Origin of the sequence: Reyranella sp. (genome assembly GCF_965279465.1) — a bacterium.
Lineage (GTDB): Bacteria > Pseudomonadota > Alphaproteobacteria > Reyranellales > Reyranellaceae > Reyranella.
Genome location: NZ_OZ257242.1, coordinates 1477519 through 1493067 on the forward strand (window position 1 = coordinate 1477519; position 15549 = coordinate 1493067).

Sequence of the window (15549 nt, forward strand, 5' to 3'; positions counted from 1 at the left end):
CGCTCCGGTCGGGACGACGGTGAACCAATCACACCACGTCATAGGTGATCTCGACCTCGGTGCCGAAGCAATGGCCCTGGCAGGTCAGGATCCAGTTGTTGGCGAGATCGTCGGTCGTATAGATGTCGTTCTTGGCGAGCACGACCTTGCCCTTGATGGTTTTGGCCGCGCACGAGGCGCAGAAGCCTTCCTCGCAGGACGACAGCGGATTGAGGCCGGCTGCGCGGGCTGCCTCGAGGATCGTCTGGCCCTTCTTGTAGGGCACCTTGTGGACCTTCTTCTCGTAGTGGATCGTGATCTCGCTCGGGATCACGTCGCCTTCCGCCTGCGGCGGTGGCGGTACGTCTTCGTTGCCCGAGGCCTCGAAGCGCTCGAGCAGCACGCGCTCGCGCGGCATGCCGGCGTCGACCAGCGTGCGCTCGACCAGGGTCATGAACGGGCCGGGGCCGCAAAGGTAAGCCTCGGCTTTTTCGAAGCCCTCCATCGCGCCGACGATCTCGTCGGCCTTGGTTAGGCCCTGCTCGGCGTCGAGATGATGGATGACCTCGAGCCGGCTCGGATGGCTCGCCAACAGATCGAGCAACTCCCTGTCGAAGATGATCGAGGGCTTGTCGCGGTTGGCGTAGAACAGCCGGATGCGGCGCGTGCCGGAGCGCAGCGCCGACTTGATCAGCGACATCATCGGCGTGATCCCGCTGCCGCCGCCGAACAGTAGCAGCGGCGCGTCGCCATCCTTGAGCACAAAGCGGCCGGCCGGCGGCAGGACATGCAGCGAGCCGCCTTCCTGCAGCGCGTCGTTGAACCAGTTGGAGCCCTTGCCGCCGGTGACCCGCTTCACCGTCACCTTGAGATGGCGGCCGTCGGTCTCAGGGGCGCTCGACAGCGAATAGCAGCGGTTGAAGGCCCCCTGCTCATGCGGCACCTGGAAGGTCAGGAACTGCCCGGCACGGTACTTGAACCGGTCGGTGAGGTCTTCCGGCACCTCCAGGACAAAGGATCGGGCGTCCGGCGTCTCCTGGACGATCTTGGCGATACGCAGCTGATGATAGGCCATTTCTAAATCCACGTTCACTTGTCGTGCGGTTTCCGATGGGGACTCCGCCTTTGGTTTATGCTACGGTCCCCACAAAATGAACGGAGCGTCAACTTTCACGCTCCGGTGGAGAATGGACAAAATTCAGTGCCAGGAGGCAAGACCCCATGACGACGCGAAAGATTTATCAGCTTCCGGTCGAGGTCACGAACTGGAAGTTCGACGGAGCGACCGAGATCGCCTTCAACTGGGAATACGAGGACGGCTCGGCCGACCTGCTTAATCTCTACGAGAAGGGCAAGCAGCAGCAGTGGGATACGTCGACCCGCATCGACTGGACCCAGGAGCTGTTCGAAGAGAACCCGATGGGCATGGCCGACGAGTCCATTCCGATCTACGGCTCGCCCTTCTGGGAGAAGATGACCGAGAAGGAAAAGAACTGGCTGCGCTTCAACCTGCAGTGCCATTCGATCTGCCAATTCATGCACGGCGAGCAGGGCGCGCTGATCGCGACCGCCAAGATCGTCAACACCGTGCCGGATATGAACGCCAAGTTCTACGCCGCCACCCAGGTGATGGACGAGGCCCGCCATGTCGAGAGCTACAAGCGGCTGATCCACGAGAAGTTCAAGTCGGCCTACCCGATCACCGACTCGCTCAAGAACCTGCTCGAGCAGACGCTGAGCGACCGGCGCTGGGACATGACCTATCTCGGCATGCAGGTGCTCATCGAAGGCTTGGCGCTCGCCGCCTTCCAGCGCATCCGCGACACTGCCAAGAACAACCTTGCGGGTGCGGTCAACGCTTACGTCATGCAGGACGAGGCGCGGCACGTCACCTTCGGCCGCATGGCGCTGCGCGAATATTATCCACACCTGTCGGATGCCGAGCGTGCCGAGCGCGAGGAGTTCACGGTCGAGGCGCTCTACTTCATGCGCGACCGCTTCAACCAGGGCGAGGTCTGGATGCGTTCGGGCCTGCCGGTCGATAAGCTCATGGAGTACGCCTACAATTCGGGCGCCATGCAGTCGTTCCGCACGCGGCTGTTCACCCGCATCGTGCCGATCCTCAAGGAGATCGGCCTGTTCGGCCCGAAGGTGCAGAAGGCGCTGGGCGACATGGGTGTGATGGAATACGCCAAGATCGACGTCGAGAAGCTGATCGGCAACGACATGAAGGTGGCCGAGGACTTCGACGCCAAGAAGTTCGTCAACGCCCAGATCGCGGCGGAGTAAGGCCCGTCTTCTCGCTACTTTCCTCTCCTTTTCATGTTCCTCTCCCCTGCTAGGGGGAGAGGCTGGGAGAGGGGGTGGTTCGATCCGCCCGCCGCCTTCCGTCCAGTCCCCGGGGCACCGCTGCCAGCAGCGATTGCGTATAGGCATGCTGTGGCGACCTCAGCACCTGCTGGGGTATTCCCTCTTCCACCACTTGGCCGTGACTCATCACGGCCAGCGCCGAGCACACCCTGGCGACGACTGCCAGGTCGTGGCTGATGAGGACGATCGTCAGCCCGAGCTCGGCGTTCAATTCCTGCAGCAGGTTGATGATCTGGCCTTGGAGCGACACGTCCAGGGCTGACACGGGCTCGTCTGCCACCAGGAGCTCCGGCGCCATGGCCAGCGCCCGCGCGATGCCGACCCTCTGCCGCTGCCCGCCCGAGAGCTCGTGCGGGAACCGGCCAGCCAGTGTCACGTCCAGGCCCACCCTGTCCAGCAGCCGAGGCAGCTCGGCAGACGTGGCACCGCGTGCGGCCAGCGCTTCGGCCACCGTCCGTCCCACGCGCTTGCGTGGGTTCAGGGATGAGCCGGTATCCTGAAAAACCATCTGGACGCCATGCCGGAATGCCTTCGCGCCCGCGCCGTTCAGGCCGAGCACGTCCTCGCCGCGGAAGCAAAGCTGGCCCGATGTCGGCCTGATCAGCTGCACCATGATCTGCGCCAGGGTCGACTTGCCGCTGCCGCTCTCGCCGACGAGGCCGAACACGGCGCCCTTGGGAACGGCGAGGGACACGCCGTCGACCGCGACGACGCTGCGTTTCGGCTCGCGCCGCAGCCGTTGCACGAGGGGCTGGCGCAGCTGGTACTCCTTGCGGATCTCCTTCAGCTCGAGCAGCACCTCGCTCATGCCGGCGCTTCCCAGCAGACACTGAGGTGCCCGTCCTTGCGCCGCGTCGGCGGCGTCTCGAGTGGGCAGCGCTGCTGCACGACCTGGCAGCGCGGGGCGAAGGCGCATCCGGGCATCGCGCCGCCCAGGCGAGGGGGCAGGCCGGGGATCGTCGGCATCGGCCCGGTCTTGCCGTCGAGCCGCGGGATGCAGCGCAGCAGCTGACGCGTATAGGGGTGCTGCGGCGTGTCGAAGACCTCCTCGACCGCGCCGCTCTCCACGACCCGGCCGGCATACATCACCGAGACCCGATCGACGATTCCCGCCACCAGCTCGAGGTTGTGGCTGATGAACAGCACCGCGATACCGAGCTCGCGGCGAATTCGGTCGAGCATGGCGATGACCTGCGCCTGGACCGTGACGTCGAGCGCGGTGGTCGGCTCGTCGGCGATCAGCAGCTTCGGATCATTGCACACGGCCAGCGCGGTCATGACCCTCTGCCGCATGCCGCCGCTCAGCTCGTGCGCGTAGGCATGCGCCCTTTCGGCCGGGCGGTGGATGCCGACCAGGTCGAGCAGCTCGACGGCGCGGGCCCAGGCGGCCTTGCGTCCTACCTCCTGATGCGTTCGCAGGCTGTCGACGATCTGCCGCCCGACGGGAATTGCCGGATTGAGCGCCGTCAACGGATCCTGGAAGATCATGCCGATGTCGCTGCCGCGCCGGGCATTGATGGCGCGACTGCTCAGGGTGGCGAGATCGGTGCCGGCGAAGGTGATGCGCCCGCTGGTAATCCTCGCGCCGGGCGGCAGAAGCCGCATGATGGAGAGCGCGGTCAGGCTCTTGCCTGAGCCGCTTTCTCCAACCAGCCCGACGACCTCACTCGGCAAGAGGCGCAGGTCGACGCCGCGCACGACCTCGCGCCAGCGATCCCGCGCGCCGAACGCCACATGAAGCCCGTCGATCTGCAGGAGCGGAGTCGGTGTCATGTCGCCAGGGCCGCCGTCGCATGGCGCGGGTCGAGCCGGTCGCGCAGGCCGTCGCCCAGCAGGTTGAAGCCGACCACCGAGAGCGAGATCGTGGCGCCCGGGAAGACCGACAGCCACCAGTCGCCCGACAGCAGGTAGTTGCGCGCGTCGGCCAGCATGTTGCCCCAGCTCGGCGTCGGCGGTTGCACGCCGAGGCCGACGAAGCTGACCGACGCCTCGATGACGATGCCGATCGCCAGCAGCAACGTGCTCTGGACGATGACCGGCGACAGGCAATTGGGCAGCACGTCCGACAGGATGATGCGGGGGCTGGAGGTGCCCTGCAGACGCCGGGCGAGGACGTAGTAGGCCTGCGATTCGACGGCCGCCGTCGTGTAGGTCACGCGCGCGAGCGTTGGGACGTAGAGGACGCCGAGCAGCACGGACAGCTTCAGCTCGCTGCCGACCTTGAACGGACCCCAATGCGTGTCGCCGACGCCGAAGATGCCGACGAGGGCGATCGCCCAGATCAGGATCGGGATCGCCGCGATCGCCTCGAGGAAACGCATGGTGATCTGCTCGACCCAGCCGCCGCGATAGAAGCCGGCCATCAGGCCGAGCGACACGCCGCCCGCCATGCCGATCACGACCGCGATGGCCGCGACGCTGATCGAGGCGCGCGCGCCCCAGATGACCCGGCTGAGCACATCGCGGCCCGACTGGTCGGTGCCGAACCAGAAACCCGGCCCGGGCTCCTGCATCTGGTTGACGATGTCGACCGCCAGCGGGTCGCGCGGCGCGATCCACGGCGCGCCGACGGCAAGTACCAGCAACGTCACGACGATGACGGCGCCGAGCAGGCCGGACCCGCCGCCGAAGTTGTTGCTCAGGCGACGTGCGAAGCGGGACATCAGGCGGCCGATGCGAGGCGAGGGTTGAGAGCGGCGTTCAGCAGGTCAGCGCACAGGTTGGCGATGACGAAGACGAAGGTGAACACCATCACCACCGCCTGGACCATTGCATAGTCGCGCATCTGGATGGCGCTCAACAGGGCGCGCGAGAGGCCGTCGATGTTGAACACCTGCTCGATGATCAGCGCCCAGCCGAACATGTGGCCGAACGACATGCCGGCGATGGTGACCACGGGCACCAGGGCGTTGCGCAGGGCGTAGGCCAGCACGCGCCCGCCGCGAAGGCCGGATGCCCGCGCCGTGCGCATGTAGTCGAGTCCGAGAACGTCGAGCAGGCTGGAGCGCGTCATGCGCGTCAGCACGGCCATGTAGAAGACCCCGAGGCAGAACGACGGCAGCACGATCGATCGGAGGTGCTCGCGCCAGTCCTTGGCCAGCGGCGCGATGCCGCCGGGCGGGAACCAGTCGCGGTCGACCGCGAAGAGGAGGATCAGCACGATGGCGAGCCAGAAGCCCGGGACGCTCACGCCCAGCACGCCGATCAGCCGCGCGCCGTAGTCGACCACACTGTCGCGCAGCACTGCGGAAAGCGTGCCGAGCGCAATGGAGATCACGATCGACACGGCGAAAGCGACGGTCACCAGCTCCAGCGTCACCGGCAGGGTGGCGGCGACCTGGCGGTTCATGCGCAGGCCGGTGGTGAACGAGACGCCGAGATCGCCTCGCAGGACGATGCCCTCGAGCCAGCTGCCATACTGCACCAGGATCGGCCGGTCGAGACCGTGATCGCGGTCGAACTGTGCGATTGCAGCGGCCGTCGCTTCCTCGCCGAGCACGATCCGCGCCGGACTTTCGGGAATGGAGCGCGTGAGCACGAACAGCACCAGGCTCACGAGCAGGAGCGACAGCAGCGACAGTCCCGCGCGGCGGAGGAACAGGGCCGCCACGCGGCGCTACTCCACCGAGACGTCGCGAACGTTAATGGTCAGGCCCTTGCTCGGCTTGAAGCCCTTCACGCGATCGCGCCAGACGTTGGCGGAAGCGAAGAACCCGAACCAGGTCAACGGCGACTGCGCGGCCAGCTCCCGCTGGAGCTCGGCATATACGGTCTTGAGCTTGGCGCGGTCCTCCTCGGCAAACGCGACCTTCAGCAGGTCGGCGACCTTCGGGCTGTCGAAGTTGGTGGCCTTCGACAGGAACTGGTTCGGGGTGCAGCTCACCGTGATCATGTAGGTGGGCTCGCCGGGCGACATGTAGTTGCCGATCGACGCCTGGTAGTCGCCACGGAACACCTGCGGATTGACGACGGCGAAAGCCGCCTTCTTCAGCACCACCTTGATTCCGATCTTGGCGAGTTCGGCCTGCAGGAAGACGGCGCAGTCGTTGGTGTCGAGCAGATAGGCCTCGGCGCTGGTCAGCAGCTCGAAAGTCGCCGCGTCGCCCTGGTATTTCGACTTCGCGAGATAGGCGCGCGCCTTGTCCAGATTGTAGTCAAGCGAGTCGGCGGCCTGCTTGTCGAACCACCAGCTCGACGCCGGCGCCGGCACGGGGGAAGCCTCGACCAGGCCATAGTAGATCTTTTCCGCGATCGTCTTGCGGTCGACGGCGTGGGCGACGGCGAGGCGGAAATTGATATCGTCGAACGGCGGCTTCGCGTTGTTCTGCAGCATGAAGCACCAGCCGCCGTCGGTCGGCGTGGACTGCGCCTGCAGCTTCGGGCGGGACTTCAGCCGACCGAACTCGCGAGGCGGCGGCGCGCCTATGATGTCGGCATTGCCGCTGATGAGGTAGGCGATGCGCGTTGCATCTTCCGGCACGACCTTCACCACGAGGCGGTCCCAGTGCGGCAGGCCCTTTTGCCAGTAGTTCGGATTCTTCGTGAGGCTTACGTAGTCGTTGGGCTTCCACTCCTCGAAGATGCCGGGTCCGGTGCCGAGCCCGACCGGCTTGAGGCGGAAGCCCTCGTCGCCGACCAACTCGCGCGAGCCTTTCGGCCAGATGCCCATGAACTTGGTCAGGAAGGCAGTCCACGGCGCATACGGTGTCTTGAGGATCACGCGCAGTTTCGTCGGGCTGTCGACTTCCACATGCGACAGGCGATTGAACAGCGATCCACGCGACGCCTTGTGGGCGGGGTCGATCGTATATTCGAAGCTGTATTTGACATCCTCGGCCGTGAGCTTCTGGCCGTTCTGAAAAAAGACATCGTCCCGCAATTCGAAGGAATAGGTCAGCCTGTCTTCGGAGATCGTCGGAAGCGACTTGGCGAGCTGCGGCTTCAGCACGCCGTCGATGTTGAACTCGACGAGGTTTTCCCAGATCGTCTGGCTGATGATCTGGGTGTCGTGGCTGCTCATGTTGATCGGATCGCAGGTGATCGGATTGGTCGACAGAGCGACCGTGAGCGTGCCTCCCTTGGTCTGCGCGTTGGCCTGTCGCAACCACGCCGGCGAAAGGCTGAGACCGGCAATAGAGCCGGCTGCAGTCAACAGTTGGCGGCGCTTGGCCTGCAAGTCGGTTGGCATGGAAGTCCCCGCGCGGTTGAGTGGAACGGACGAAGCGCTACCGAAGCGGTTTCGCTCGCCTGCCCATCTGCTGGTTGGCGTCGACACCAACCAAGCAACGCGCGTGCCACCTATTCCGCAGCGAGCTGTATCCGGTCCGGTTGCTGCACACCGCGCACGAGACGTCCCGGCAGGTCGGCCGTGGCCACACCATTCTCGCGCACCACGACGCCGCTGACGATGGTCGCGACATAGCCCTCGCTGTCCTGCATCAGGCGACGTCCGTTGCTCGGGAAGTCATACTGCACGCGCAACGGATTCACTTTCAGGGCGTCGTAGTCGATGACGTTGATGTCTGCCTTGTAGCCGGGCGCCAGCACGCCGCGATCATTCAGGCCGATTGCAGCGGCGGGGTCGCGAGTCAGCTTCTGGATCACCCACGGAAGATTCATCTTCGGCCCGCGGGTCCGATCACGTGTCCAATGCACCACGCTGTGCGTCACGGTCGCGCTGTCGCAGATCTGGCTGACATGCGCACCACCGTCGCCCAGGCCCATCAGGGCATTCGGGTGCTGCATCATCTCGCCGCAAACGTCGAGATTGCCGTCGACGTAGTTTGTCACCGGTCGATAGAGGAACGTGCCTTCGAGCATCGTATCGTAGGCAAGCGCCTGCGGCTCGATGCCCATGCGCTCGGCCCTGGCGGCGATGCTGTCGGAGATCGGCGGCTCATAATCGGGAGGGTCGGACAGCACGAACATGCGATCGTACTTCTCCAGCCGGCGCTTCGCCGCAGGGTCCTCGGTCTGCTCCGACAGGATCGCTGCGCGCACCTCGGGCTTCCGCAGCTCGGCAAGCCGCTCGGGAAACGGCAGATGGGCGATCGCCTTGTAGCTCGGGCGTTCAATGAACGGGTTCGCGGAGATCTCGAAACCGAAATTCAGCCCGATCGGGCGACCCATGACCTGGGCCCACATCGGAATGCCGTCGGCATTGGCCTCGGCAATGAGGTCGAGCAGGATTTTCCAGTGGCCGTCCTTGCCCTCGCGCTGGGCAAGCGTGAGGCTCATCGGCCGCAGACCTCTTTCTGCGACGCGGCGCAGAAGATGAAACTCGTCGACCGGGTCGTCGAAATCGGTGATCAGCTGGAACCAGCCGGCCCCCGCCTTGCCCATTGCCTCGGCGATCACCGCCAGCTCTTCCTCGGCGGCGCCGAAGGTCGGCGTGTGACGGCCATCGAGCGTCTGGTGGATGATCGCCCGCGACGTCGAGAAGCCGAGCGCGCCGGCCTTGATGCCTTCAACCGTCAGCCGGGCCATTTCCCGCATGTCCTCGGGCGTCGCCGGCTCGCGATTGGCGCCGCGATCGCCCATCACGAAGACACGGATGGCGGCATGCGGAACCTGCGTCACGACATCGACGTCGAACTGCCGCTCGCCGAGGCGGTCGAGATACTCCGGAAAAGTTTCCCATGACCAGTCGAGGCCGGTCGTGATCACGACCTCAGGGATGTCCTCGACGCCTTCCATCAGCGCGACCAGCACGTCGCGGTCCTTGGGCTTGCACGGCGCGAAGCCGACGCCGCAATTGCCCATCATGATCGTCGTGACGCCGTGCCAGGACGAAGGATCGATCCGATTGCTCCAGATCGCCTGGCCGTCATAGTGGGTGTGAATATCGACGAAGCCCGGCGTGACCAGCTTGCCGGTCGCGTCGATCTCGCGCTCGCCGCGCTGCGTGACCGTGCCGACCTTGGCGATCTTTCCATCCAGCACCAGGACGTCGGCCACGAAGGGCGCTCCGCCGTTGCCGTCGATGATAGTGCCTCCGCGGATTACCAGGCTGGAAGGTTTGGTCATGACCTATCACCTCTATATTTTGACGACTCAAAAAAGCTAGGCCGTTCGTTGCGTTCGCACAATTGCTCACCTATGCAATTTAAAGGCCGCTGAATTTCACAAATCTTCTCGTCAATATCATCACGAACCAAGTCAGATCGTTGGCGCAAAATCTGCATCGTGTAATCGTGCACGTGAGTGAGGAGTAGCAGACGAATGGCCAAGACGCGTTTTCACCTCGGCTGGTTCGTGATGAAGGGCTACGGACCGAAAGGATGGCGCAGTGGATGGGGTGGTTCGAACCCGCATAGCTGGGTCAAGCCGGACCTTCTGGTGCATCTGGCCAAGGAACTCGAGCGCGCGGCCTTCGACTACGTGATGATCGAAGACTCGAACAACGTCCCGTATACCTACAAGGGTTCGCACGAAACCTATCTGCGCCTGGGAGTCGACTGCCCCAAGCTCGATCCCGCCGTTCTCGCCCCCTTCATGATGCAGGCCACTCAGCGCATCGGCATCATCACGACGCTTTCAACGACCGAATACAATCCATTCCTGCTGGCGCGGCTCACCAATACCCTGGATCACGTCAGCGACGGACGCGCGGGATGGAACCTGGTGACGGGCAGCAACGACGGCGGCGCGCAGAACTTCGGTCATGAGAAGCACTTCCCCCACGACGAACGCTATGAGATGGCCGACGAGTTCATCGATGTCGTCCAAAAACTCTGGCATTCTTGGGACGCCGACGCGATGGTGATCGACGAGGAAAAGGAGATCTTCGCCGACCCGTCGAAGGTTCACCCGATCCATCACAAGGGCAAGTATTTCAGCTCCCGCGGTCCGCTTTCGGCGCCGCGATCTCCGCAGGGCCATCCGGTGATCTGCCAGGCCGGCGGTTCACCTCGCGGCCGGACCTTCGCTGCGCGCTGGGCCGAAACGATCATTGCAGCTGCTGGCAGCGTAGACGACATGAAAAAATTCCGGGACGAGATCCGCGGCAAGGCGTTGGAGTTCGGCCGCAATCCGGATCATATCAAGGTGATGTTCCTAATCGCGCCGATCATCGATGTCTCGATGGAGGCGGCGCAGGCCCGCAAGCAGGCAAGAATCGCCGAGTCGGAAAGCCACATCGAATTCTATCTCGCGAACATGTCGCGCGTGACGGGAATCGATTTCTCCAAATACGATCTCGATGAGAAGCTGCCCGAATTGACGTCGAACGGCCATCTCTCTGCGGCGAAGGGCTTCTCCGGCCGCACCCCGCGCGAGATCGTCCGGCAGGGCCGAGCGTTGCGCGACTACGATCTCGTGGGCACGCCGGACGTGGTCGCCGCGCAGCTGTCGGAGATCATGGACGCCGTCGGCGGCGACGGCTTCCTCGTCATGGATCCCGATTTCACGCGCCGCTACATCACCGAAATCGCGGATGGGCTGACCCCGGCCCTGCAAAAGCTCGGGGTCGTACGAACCAGATACGAGCATGCCATGCTGCGCGATAATCTGAGGGCATTCTAGAGATTGGTATCGTGCCGTCAGGGCAGTGCCGATCGACGAGGAAGACGAGCAGTATTGGCGGCCGTCACGAACAGCTCTCCACCTTCGGCGGTGCATCGAGGACGGTGGCGATCTTCGTGATGTCGACGCAACGGGCCCCGAGCCACGCCCGGCCCTGTACGAGCAGCGCGAAGCGGGAGAAGGTCATGGCCTGCTCGGCCGGCGTCGGCCGCGTGCGCGCAAGCAGCCAGGCCAGCGCATAGAGATTGCCGGTGGCGAAGTCGGCCGCCGCCACGTCGAGATCCTTGTTCCACAGCGCGGCGTTCTTCTGCGCCGCCCCGGTTGGGTCTGCGAGACCTGCCAGCCAGGCATGGGCGTTGGTCGCCAGAGAATAGGGGCCCCCCTGCTCGGCATGCAGCGCCTTCACCCGCTGCGCCACGGCCACATAGGGTTGACCCTCGATCGTGCTGCCGGCGCACCCCGGCGCGCGGCAAAGGGCGGTGAAAGTGAGGTATTCCGCGAGGATGATTTCTGTATTGCCGTTGTTGTGCTGGCGCCAGGCGCGCGCCAGCGACCAGCCCTGCCGGAGTTCGGAACTCCACGGATACGCCGCCATTTTCGGCGAGTCGCGTTCGAACTCCCCGATCACGACCTGCGCCGCCGCCTGCCATTCCGGCGGAATCTGCGCTCGCGCCGGCAGCGCGAAGGATAGAACGGCCATCAGGACGAAAAGCGCTTTCCTCCCTGCGCGAAGCGCGGGGAGGTGCCCCGGAGGGGCGGAGGGGTCATGAGCAAGACGAACGGCGCCCAAGACCCCTCCGGCCTTTGTCCGATTTCCCGGCTTCGCCGGGCAGCAAAGTGTGATCCGCGCGTCGCTCATTTCAGTGCCTCCGCTCGGGCTTCTCGAATTCCCTGATCGCATCGGCGCGCACTTCCATCGCATCGCGCCGCGTGAGGCGGCGGATCTGGGCCGGCGTGGCGACGGGATAGTGCCGCACGTCGGTCAGGGCGGCGCCGACGTCCCAACATTCCTCCTCGCCGGTGATCCATTGGTCGCCGGGAAAGCGCCGCAGGTCGACCGGCCCTGAATAGGTGCGCAGCGTCTTGCGCTCTTTCAACACATATTCGTGGAAGTACGACATCGCCAGCTCGCGCGGCGTGCGATAGATCGGGTCGCGCCAGCGTAGCCAGATATGGTTGCTTTTGGAGATCGCGCCCCAGCAGCCATCGCGTTTGAACAGGGCGACCACGTGGTCGGCGTCGCCCTTGGCGAAGAAGTCCATGACCAGAGGCGGCTCGCCCTGCAGCCACAGCGCGCAGGCCGCGGTGAAGGCCGCCTCGATGCAATGCGCCCTGCGATGCCGCAGCACGCGGCGCACCGAGTATAGCGTGTCGCCATCCTCCTCGAAGTTGGCGGGCAACTCGACGATGAATTGCTGGATGCGCTCGGGCGTCCGCAGGGCACGCAGAACCCGCCCTTCGGCGGCGGTCAGCCCCAACTGTGCGGGCGTGGGACGATCCAGGCGCAAAGGGGCGAATCGCAAGTATGGCCTTTCGGGGTTGGTGGAGCTGAGGGGGATCGAACCCCTGACCTCCTCATTGCGAACGAGGCGCTCTCCCAGCTGAGCTACAGCCCCCACGTCCCGAAGAAGGCGCGGATAGAGCCTGCAGCGCCGCCTGTCAAGCAAACGGCCATATGCTAGCGTCATTCCGCCTTTTTAGGAGAGCAAACAGTGTCGAACGGCAAGACGGCGATCAAAACGGATGCAGCTCCCGGAGCGCTCGGTCCCTATTCCCAGGCCATCGTGGCCGGCGGCATGGTCTATTGCGCGGGCCAGATCCCGCTCGACCCGGCAACGGGTACGATCGTGAGCGGCGGTATCGCCCTGCAGACCGAACAGGTCCTGAAGAACCTGCGCGCGGTGCTCAAGGCCGCGGGCAGCGACCTCGACCGCTGCGTGAAGACCACGGTGTTCATCAAGAACATGAACGATTTCGCCGCGATGAACGACGTCTACGGCCGTGCCGAGTATTTCGGCGCCATGCCGCCGGCGCGCTCGACCGTGGAGGTGGCGCGCCTGCCTCGTGACGTGCTGGTCGAAATCGAAGTCGTGGCCCTGGCTTAGGGCGCATCGGCGAATGTGGACCGTGATCGCCTGGCTGGTCGGCCTCGGCACCTTCTTCCTGATGGCGCTGCTGGTCGTGCATGTGTTGCTCGCGCTGCTGCTGATCGTGCCGACCTGGCGGATTTGCGAGCGCGCCGGCTACTCGGGCCTCCTGTCGCTGTTCCATCTCCTGCCGGTCCTCGGCTCCTTCATCGTCATGGCGGTGCTGGCTTTCGGCGACTGGCCGAACGGCGAGGGCAAGGCGCCCGGCCCGCAGCCGGTGCGCCCATGATGGGCTTCGATCTTGCGGCCCTGCTGGGGGCGCTCGGCCTCGGCAGCGCCTTCGCGCTGGTCGGGGTCGTGCTGGCCGGCTGGATGTGCTGGCGCATCGCCGACAAGGCGGGCCTGCCGGGTTGGACCGGCCTGGGGGCGATCCTGCTGACCCTGACCGGCATCGGCTCGCTGGTGTCGCTGATCCTGCTCTGGGTCTTCGCCTTCATGCGCTGGCCGCGGGACGGCGCGCCGGCAGTGGCCGGATTCGCGCCGTCTTCCGGCGGCGGAGCCCCTGTCGTACCGCCGACGCCCGCCCTGCCGCCGCCGTCCAAAGCGCTGGCCGACCGGCGTGGCTGGAAGCTCACCGGCAACGGCGTGGCGCTCGCCTTCGACGATGCGCAGAGCGCCTACCTGCTGACCGGCCAGGGCAGCGGCGCACCGGGCGAGCTGGTGGTGGCGGATTCGTCGGTCGGCCGCCCGCATGCCCGGTTGCTGACCGCCGGCGGCCGGCTCGGACTGGAAGATCTCGGCGCGCCGGGCGGGACTTTTGTCGACGGCGCCCGGCTGCTGCCGGCCCATGGGCCGCGCGATATCACGGCGGTGCGCGCGCTGAAGCTGGGCAACGTGGTGCTTGCCCTCTCGCGATCCTAGGGTAGGGTGCCGGCCTATGAATCCCTTCATTTGGTTGATCGAAGCGCTGATCGAACTGGTCACCTGGGTCGTGATCGCCAGCGCCATCATGAGCTGGTTGGTCGCCTTTGGCGTGGTGAACACGCGCAACCAGTTCATCCGCATGGTGGTCGAGACCCTGTTCCGCCTGACCGAACCGATGCTGCGGCCGATCCGGCGCATGCTGCCTAACCTGGGCGGCGTCGACATCTCGCCGGTCGTGCTGCTGCTCGGGCTGTTCTTCCTGCGCGAGGCCCTGCGCTATTACGTCTGGCCGCATTTCTATTGATCGATCCGTCGTTCCTGCGTCGCGGCGCCTCGGGCGTGACGGTGGACCTGCGCGTGCAGCCGCGCGCGCGGCGGACCGCGCTCGAGATCGCCCGTGGCACGCTCAAGGCCGCGGTGACCGCACCGCCCGAGGACGGCAAGGCGAACGACGCGGCGATCGCGCTGCTGGCCGAGGCGTGGCGCCTGCCGAAGTCGTCGTTCGACATCGTCAAGGGTGCCTCGACACGCACCAAGACCGTCAGTGTCGCGGGCGAGCCCGGTGCGCTGGCCGACCGTATCGCTCGATGGATGGAGAGTCATGCCTGAGGCCAAGCTGATCGACGGCAAGGAGTTTGCCCTGGAGTTGCGTGCGCGGGTCGGACAGGGCGTTGCCGAGCTGGTCTCGAGCAAGGGTGTGAAGCCCGGCCTCGCCACCGTGCTCGTGGGTGGAGACCCCGCGAGCCAGGTCTATGTCAGGAGCAAGGGCAAGGTGGCGGCCGAGCTCGGCATGGCAAGCTTCGATCATCGCCTGCCCGAGGAGACGACCGAGGCGGAGCTGCTGCAGATCATCGCCATGCTCAACGCGGATGCCGGCGTTCACGGCATTCTGGTCCAGCTGCCGTTGCTCAAGCACATCCACACGGACCGTGTGCTGCAGGCAATCCATCCCGACAAGGATGTCGACGGCTTCCATCCGATCAATGTCGGGCGGCTGGGCTCGATCGCTTCAGGCGCGCCTCTCGATTTCCCCGTGCCCTGTACGCCGCTCGGCTGCTCGATGCTTCTGGCCAACGCGGTGGGCTCGTTGAGCGGCAAGACCGCCGTGGTGGTTGGCCGCTCGACCCTGGTCGGTCGTCCGGTCGCCCAGCTCCTGCTGCGCGCCGATTGCACCGTGACCGTCGCCCACTCGCGCACCCGCGACCTGCCCGCGCTCTGTCGCACCGCCGACATCCTCGTCGTCGCGATCGGCAAGCCCGAATTCCTGCGCGGCGACTGGATCAAGCCGGGCGCTGCCGTCATCGACGTCGGCATCAATCGCGTCCCCGCCACCGACGGCAAGACGAAGCTGGTCGGCGACGTCGCCTTCGAGGAAGCGCGTCACGTCGCGGGTCACCTCACGCCGGTGCCCGGCGGCGTCGGCCCGATGACCGTGGCCTGCCTGATGTACAACACGCTCCAGGAGGCGCGGCGCAAAGCCGGCCTGCCCTTCGCGGCGATTTGATGCCAGAGGCGCGCCACTGCAGTGGCGCGCGCCCGGTCAATTCTTCCCCATCCCATCGACTGGCGCCGGCAGTTGTGCCGCATCATCGCCTCGTAGGTGCGCGCGGGGCCGGCTGGCCCGGACAGTGCGTCATTGTACGGACGCGGGCCGACCACCAAATGA

General features: G+C 65.5%; 17 protein-coding genes and 1 tRNA gene. 8 read left to right on the plus strand and 10 right to left on the minus strand.

All coding sequences use genetic code 11. The features are described 5' to 3' along the window. Positions 1-28: 28 nt before the first annotated feature. Positions 29-1054 (minus strand): 2Fe-2S iron-sulfur cluster-binding protein, encoded by a 1026-nt coding sequence (locus ACQY8M_RS07105; RefSeq protein WP_428670287.1) that lies wholly within the window; start codon positions 1052-1054, stop codon positions 29-31. Positions 1055-1200: 146 nt separating this feature from the next. Here ACQY8M_RS07105 and ACQY8M_RS07110 point away from each other — a divergent pair, with 146 nt between their 5' ends. Then, entirely contained in the window at positions 1201-2268 is a 1068-nt protein-coding gene (locus ACQY8M_RS07110; protein WP_428670289.1) for a ferritin-like domain-containing protein, read from the plus strand. A 49-nt stretch (positions 2269-2317) separates the two neighbouring features. On the opposite strand, the gene ACQY8M_RS07115 is transcribed toward ACQY8M_RS07110, so the two are convergent. The 6 genes from ACQY8M_RS07115 to ACQY8M_RS07140 form a co-directional block, all read right to left on the minus strand. Continuing rightward, positions 2318-3157, minus strand: a complete 840-nt coding sequence (locus ACQY8M_RS07115) for an ATP-binding cassette domain-containing protein (RefSeq protein ID WP_428670291.1) — start codon at positions 3155-3157, stop codon at positions 2318-2320. After that, positions 3154-4122: an ABC transporter ATP-binding protein gene (locus ACQY8M_RS07120; protein ID WP_428670293.1), complete on the minus strand. Its 969-nt coding sequence runs from the start codon at positions 4120-4122 to the stop codon at positions 3154-3156. The genes ACQY8M_RS07115 and ACQY8M_RS07120 overlap by 4 nt, the downstream gene beginning before the upstream one ends. Continuing rightward, positions 4119-5012: an ABC transporter permease gene (locus tag ACQY8M_RS07125; RefSeq protein ID WP_428670295.1), complete on the minus strand. Its 894-nt coding sequence runs from the start codon at positions 5010-5012 to the stop codon at positions 4119-4121. Before ACQY8M_RS07125 ends, ACQY8M_RS07120 begins: the two co-directional genes overlap by 4 nt. Then, positions 5012-5959, minus strand: coding sequence for an ABC transporter permease (locus ACQY8M_RS07130; protein ID WP_428670297.1), 948 nt, complete (start codon positions 5957-5959; stop codon positions 5012-5014). The genes ACQY8M_RS07125 and ACQY8M_RS07130 overlap by 1 nt, the downstream gene beginning before the upstream one ends. Positions 5960-5965: 6 nt before the next feature. Beyond that, positions 5966-7537 (minus strand): ABC transporter substrate-binding protein, encoded by a 1572-nt coding sequence (locus ACQY8M_RS07135; protein ID WP_428670299.1) that lies wholly within the window; start codon positions 7535-7537, stop codon positions 5966-5968. A gap of 110 nt (positions 7538-7647) precedes the next feature. After that, a complete protein-coding gene (locus tag ACQY8M_RS07140; protein ID WP_428670301.1) occupies positions 7648-9375 on the minus strand; it encodes an N-acyl-D-amino-acid deacylase family protein in 1728 nt (575 codons plus the stop codon). Positions 9376-9570: 195 nt separating this feature from the next. On the opposite strand from ACQY8M_RS07140, the gene ACQY8M_RS07145 reads away from it, so the two are divergent. Beyond that, on the plus strand, positions 9571-10872 hold the full coding sequence (locus ACQY8M_RS07145; RefSeq protein ID WP_428670303.1) for an NtaA/DmoA family FMN-dependent monooxygenase: 1302 nt from the start codon (positions 9571-9573) through the stop codon (positions 10870-10872). 64 nt (positions 10873-10936) lie between these two features. On the opposite strand, the gene ACQY8M_RS07150 is transcribed toward ACQY8M_RS07145, so the two are convergent. The 3 genes from ACQY8M_RS07150 to ACQY8M_RS07160 form a co-directional block, all read right to left on the minus strand. Further along, positions 10937-11572, minus strand: a complete 636-nt coding sequence (locus tag ACQY8M_RS07150; RefSeq protein ID WP_428670305.1) for a hypothetical protein — start codon at positions 11570-11572, stop codon at positions 10937-10939. 160 nt (positions 11573-11732) lie between these two features. Beyond that, the gene (locus ACQY8M_RS07155; protein ID WP_428670307.1) at positions 11733-12395 is read right to left on the minus strand and encodes a hypothetical protein; all 663 of its coding nucleotides are present in this window, start codon (positions 12393-12395) and stop codon (positions 11733-11735) included. Between the two features lie 17 nt (positions 12396-12412). Further along, positions 12413-12488, minus strand: a tRNA-Ala gene (locus ACQY8M_RS07160). Positions 12489-12584: 96 nt separating this feature from the next. On the opposite strand from ACQY8M_RS07160, the gene ACQY8M_RS07165 reads away from it, so the two are divergent. Genes ACQY8M_RS07165 through folD form a run of 6 tightly spaced genes read left to right on the plus strand, consistent with a single transcriptional unit; the run spans position 12585 to position 15387 of the window. Further along, complete coding sequence (locus ACQY8M_RS07165) at positions 12585-12977, plus strand: RidA family protein (protein WP_428670309.1); 393 nt, start codon at positions 12585-12587, stop codon at positions 12975-12977. Between the two features lie 13 nt (positions 12978-12990). After that, complete coding sequence (locus ACQY8M_RS07170) at positions 12991-13248, plus strand: hypothetical protein (RefSeq protein ID WP_428670311.1); 258 nt, start codon at positions 12991-12993, stop codon at positions 13246-13248. Beyond that, positions 13245-13880 (plus strand): FHA domain-containing protein, encoded by a 636-nt coding sequence (locus tag ACQY8M_RS07175; RefSeq protein WP_428670313.1) that lies wholly within the window; start codon positions 13245-13247, stop codon positions 13878-13880. The genes ACQY8M_RS07170 and ACQY8M_RS07175 overlap by 4 nt, the downstream gene beginning before the upstream one ends. Before the next feature lie 16 nt (positions 13881-13896). After that, on the plus strand, positions 13897-14187 hold the full coding sequence (locus ACQY8M_RS07180; RefSeq protein ID WP_428670315.1) for a YggT family protein: 291 nt from the start codon (positions 13897-13899) through the stop codon (positions 14185-14187). Beyond that, a complete protein-coding gene (locus ACQY8M_RS07185; protein WP_428670317.1) occupies positions 14184-14492 on the plus strand; it encodes a DUF167 domain-containing protein in 309 nt (102 codons plus the stop codon). Before ACQY8M_RS07180 ends, ACQY8M_RS07185 begins: the two co-directional genes overlap by 4 nt. After that, positions 14485-15387: a bifunctional methylenetetrahydrofolate dehydrogenase/methenyltetrahydrofolate cyclohydrolase FolD gene (gene folD, locus ACQY8M_RS07190; RefSeq protein WP_428670318.1), complete on the plus strand. Its 903-nt coding sequence runs from the start codon at positions 14485-14487 to the stop codon at positions 15385-15387. Before ACQY8M_RS07185 ends, folD begins: the two co-directional genes overlap by 8 nt. Positions 15388-15549: the final 162 nt, after the last annotated feature.

Bases quoted from the DNA above. Each gene is read 5' to 3' on its own strand.
- ACQY8M_RS07115 (WP_428670291.1), bottom strand. From the start codon at position 3,157: ATGAGCGAGGTGCTGCTCGAGCTGAAGGAGATCCGCAAGGAGTACCAG.
- ACQY8M_RS07175 (WP_428670313.1), top strand. From the start codon at position 13,245: ATGATGGGCTTCGATCTTGCGGCCCTGCTGGGGGCGCTCGGCCTCGGC.
- ACQY8M_RS07145 (WP_428670303.1), top strand. From the start codon at position 9,571: ATGGCCAAGACGCGTTTTCACCTCGGCTGGTTCGTGATGAAGGGCTAC.
- ACQY8M_RS07110 (WP_428670289.1), top strand. From the start codon at position 1,201: ATGACGACGCGAAAGATTTATCAGCTTCCGGTCGAGGTCACGAACTGG.
- ACQY8M_RS07105 (WP_428670287.1), bottom strand. From the start codon at position 1,054: ATGGCCTATCATCAGCTGCGTATCGCCAAGATCGTCCAGGAGACGCCG.
- ACQY8M_RS07170 (WP_428670311.1), top strand. From the start codon at position 12,991: ATGTGGACCGTGATCGCCTGGCTGGTCGGCCTCGGCACCTTCTTCCTG.
- ACQY8M_RS07135 (WP_428670299.1), bottom strand. From the start codon at position 7,537: ATGCCAACCGACTTGCAGGCCAAGCGCCGCCAACTGTTGACTGCAGCC.
- ACQY8M_RS07150 (WP_428670305.1), bottom strand. From the start codon at position 11,572: ATGGCCGTTCTATCCTTCGCGCTGCCGGCGCGAGCGCAGATTCCGCCG.
- ACQY8M_RS07180 (WP_428670315.1), top strand. From the start codon at position 13,897: ATGAATCCCTTCATTTGGTTGATCGAAGCGCTGATCGAACTGGTCACC.
- ACQY8M_RS07140 (WP_428670301.1), bottom strand. From the start codon at position 9,375: ATGACCAAACCTTCCAGCCTGGTAATCCGCGGAGGCACTATCATCGAC.
- ACQY8M_RS07120 (WP_428670293.1), bottom strand. From the start codon at position 4,122: ATGACACCGACTCCGCTCCTGCAGATCGACGGGCTTCATGTGGCGTTC.
- ACQY8M_RS07125 (WP_428670295.1), bottom strand. From the start codon at position 5,012: ATGTCCCGCTTCGCACGTCGCCTGAGCAACAACTTCGGCGGCGGGTCC.
- folD (WP_428670318.1), top strand. From the start codon at position 14,485: ATGCCTGAGGCCAAGCTGATCGACGGCAAGGAGTTTGCCCTGGAGTTG.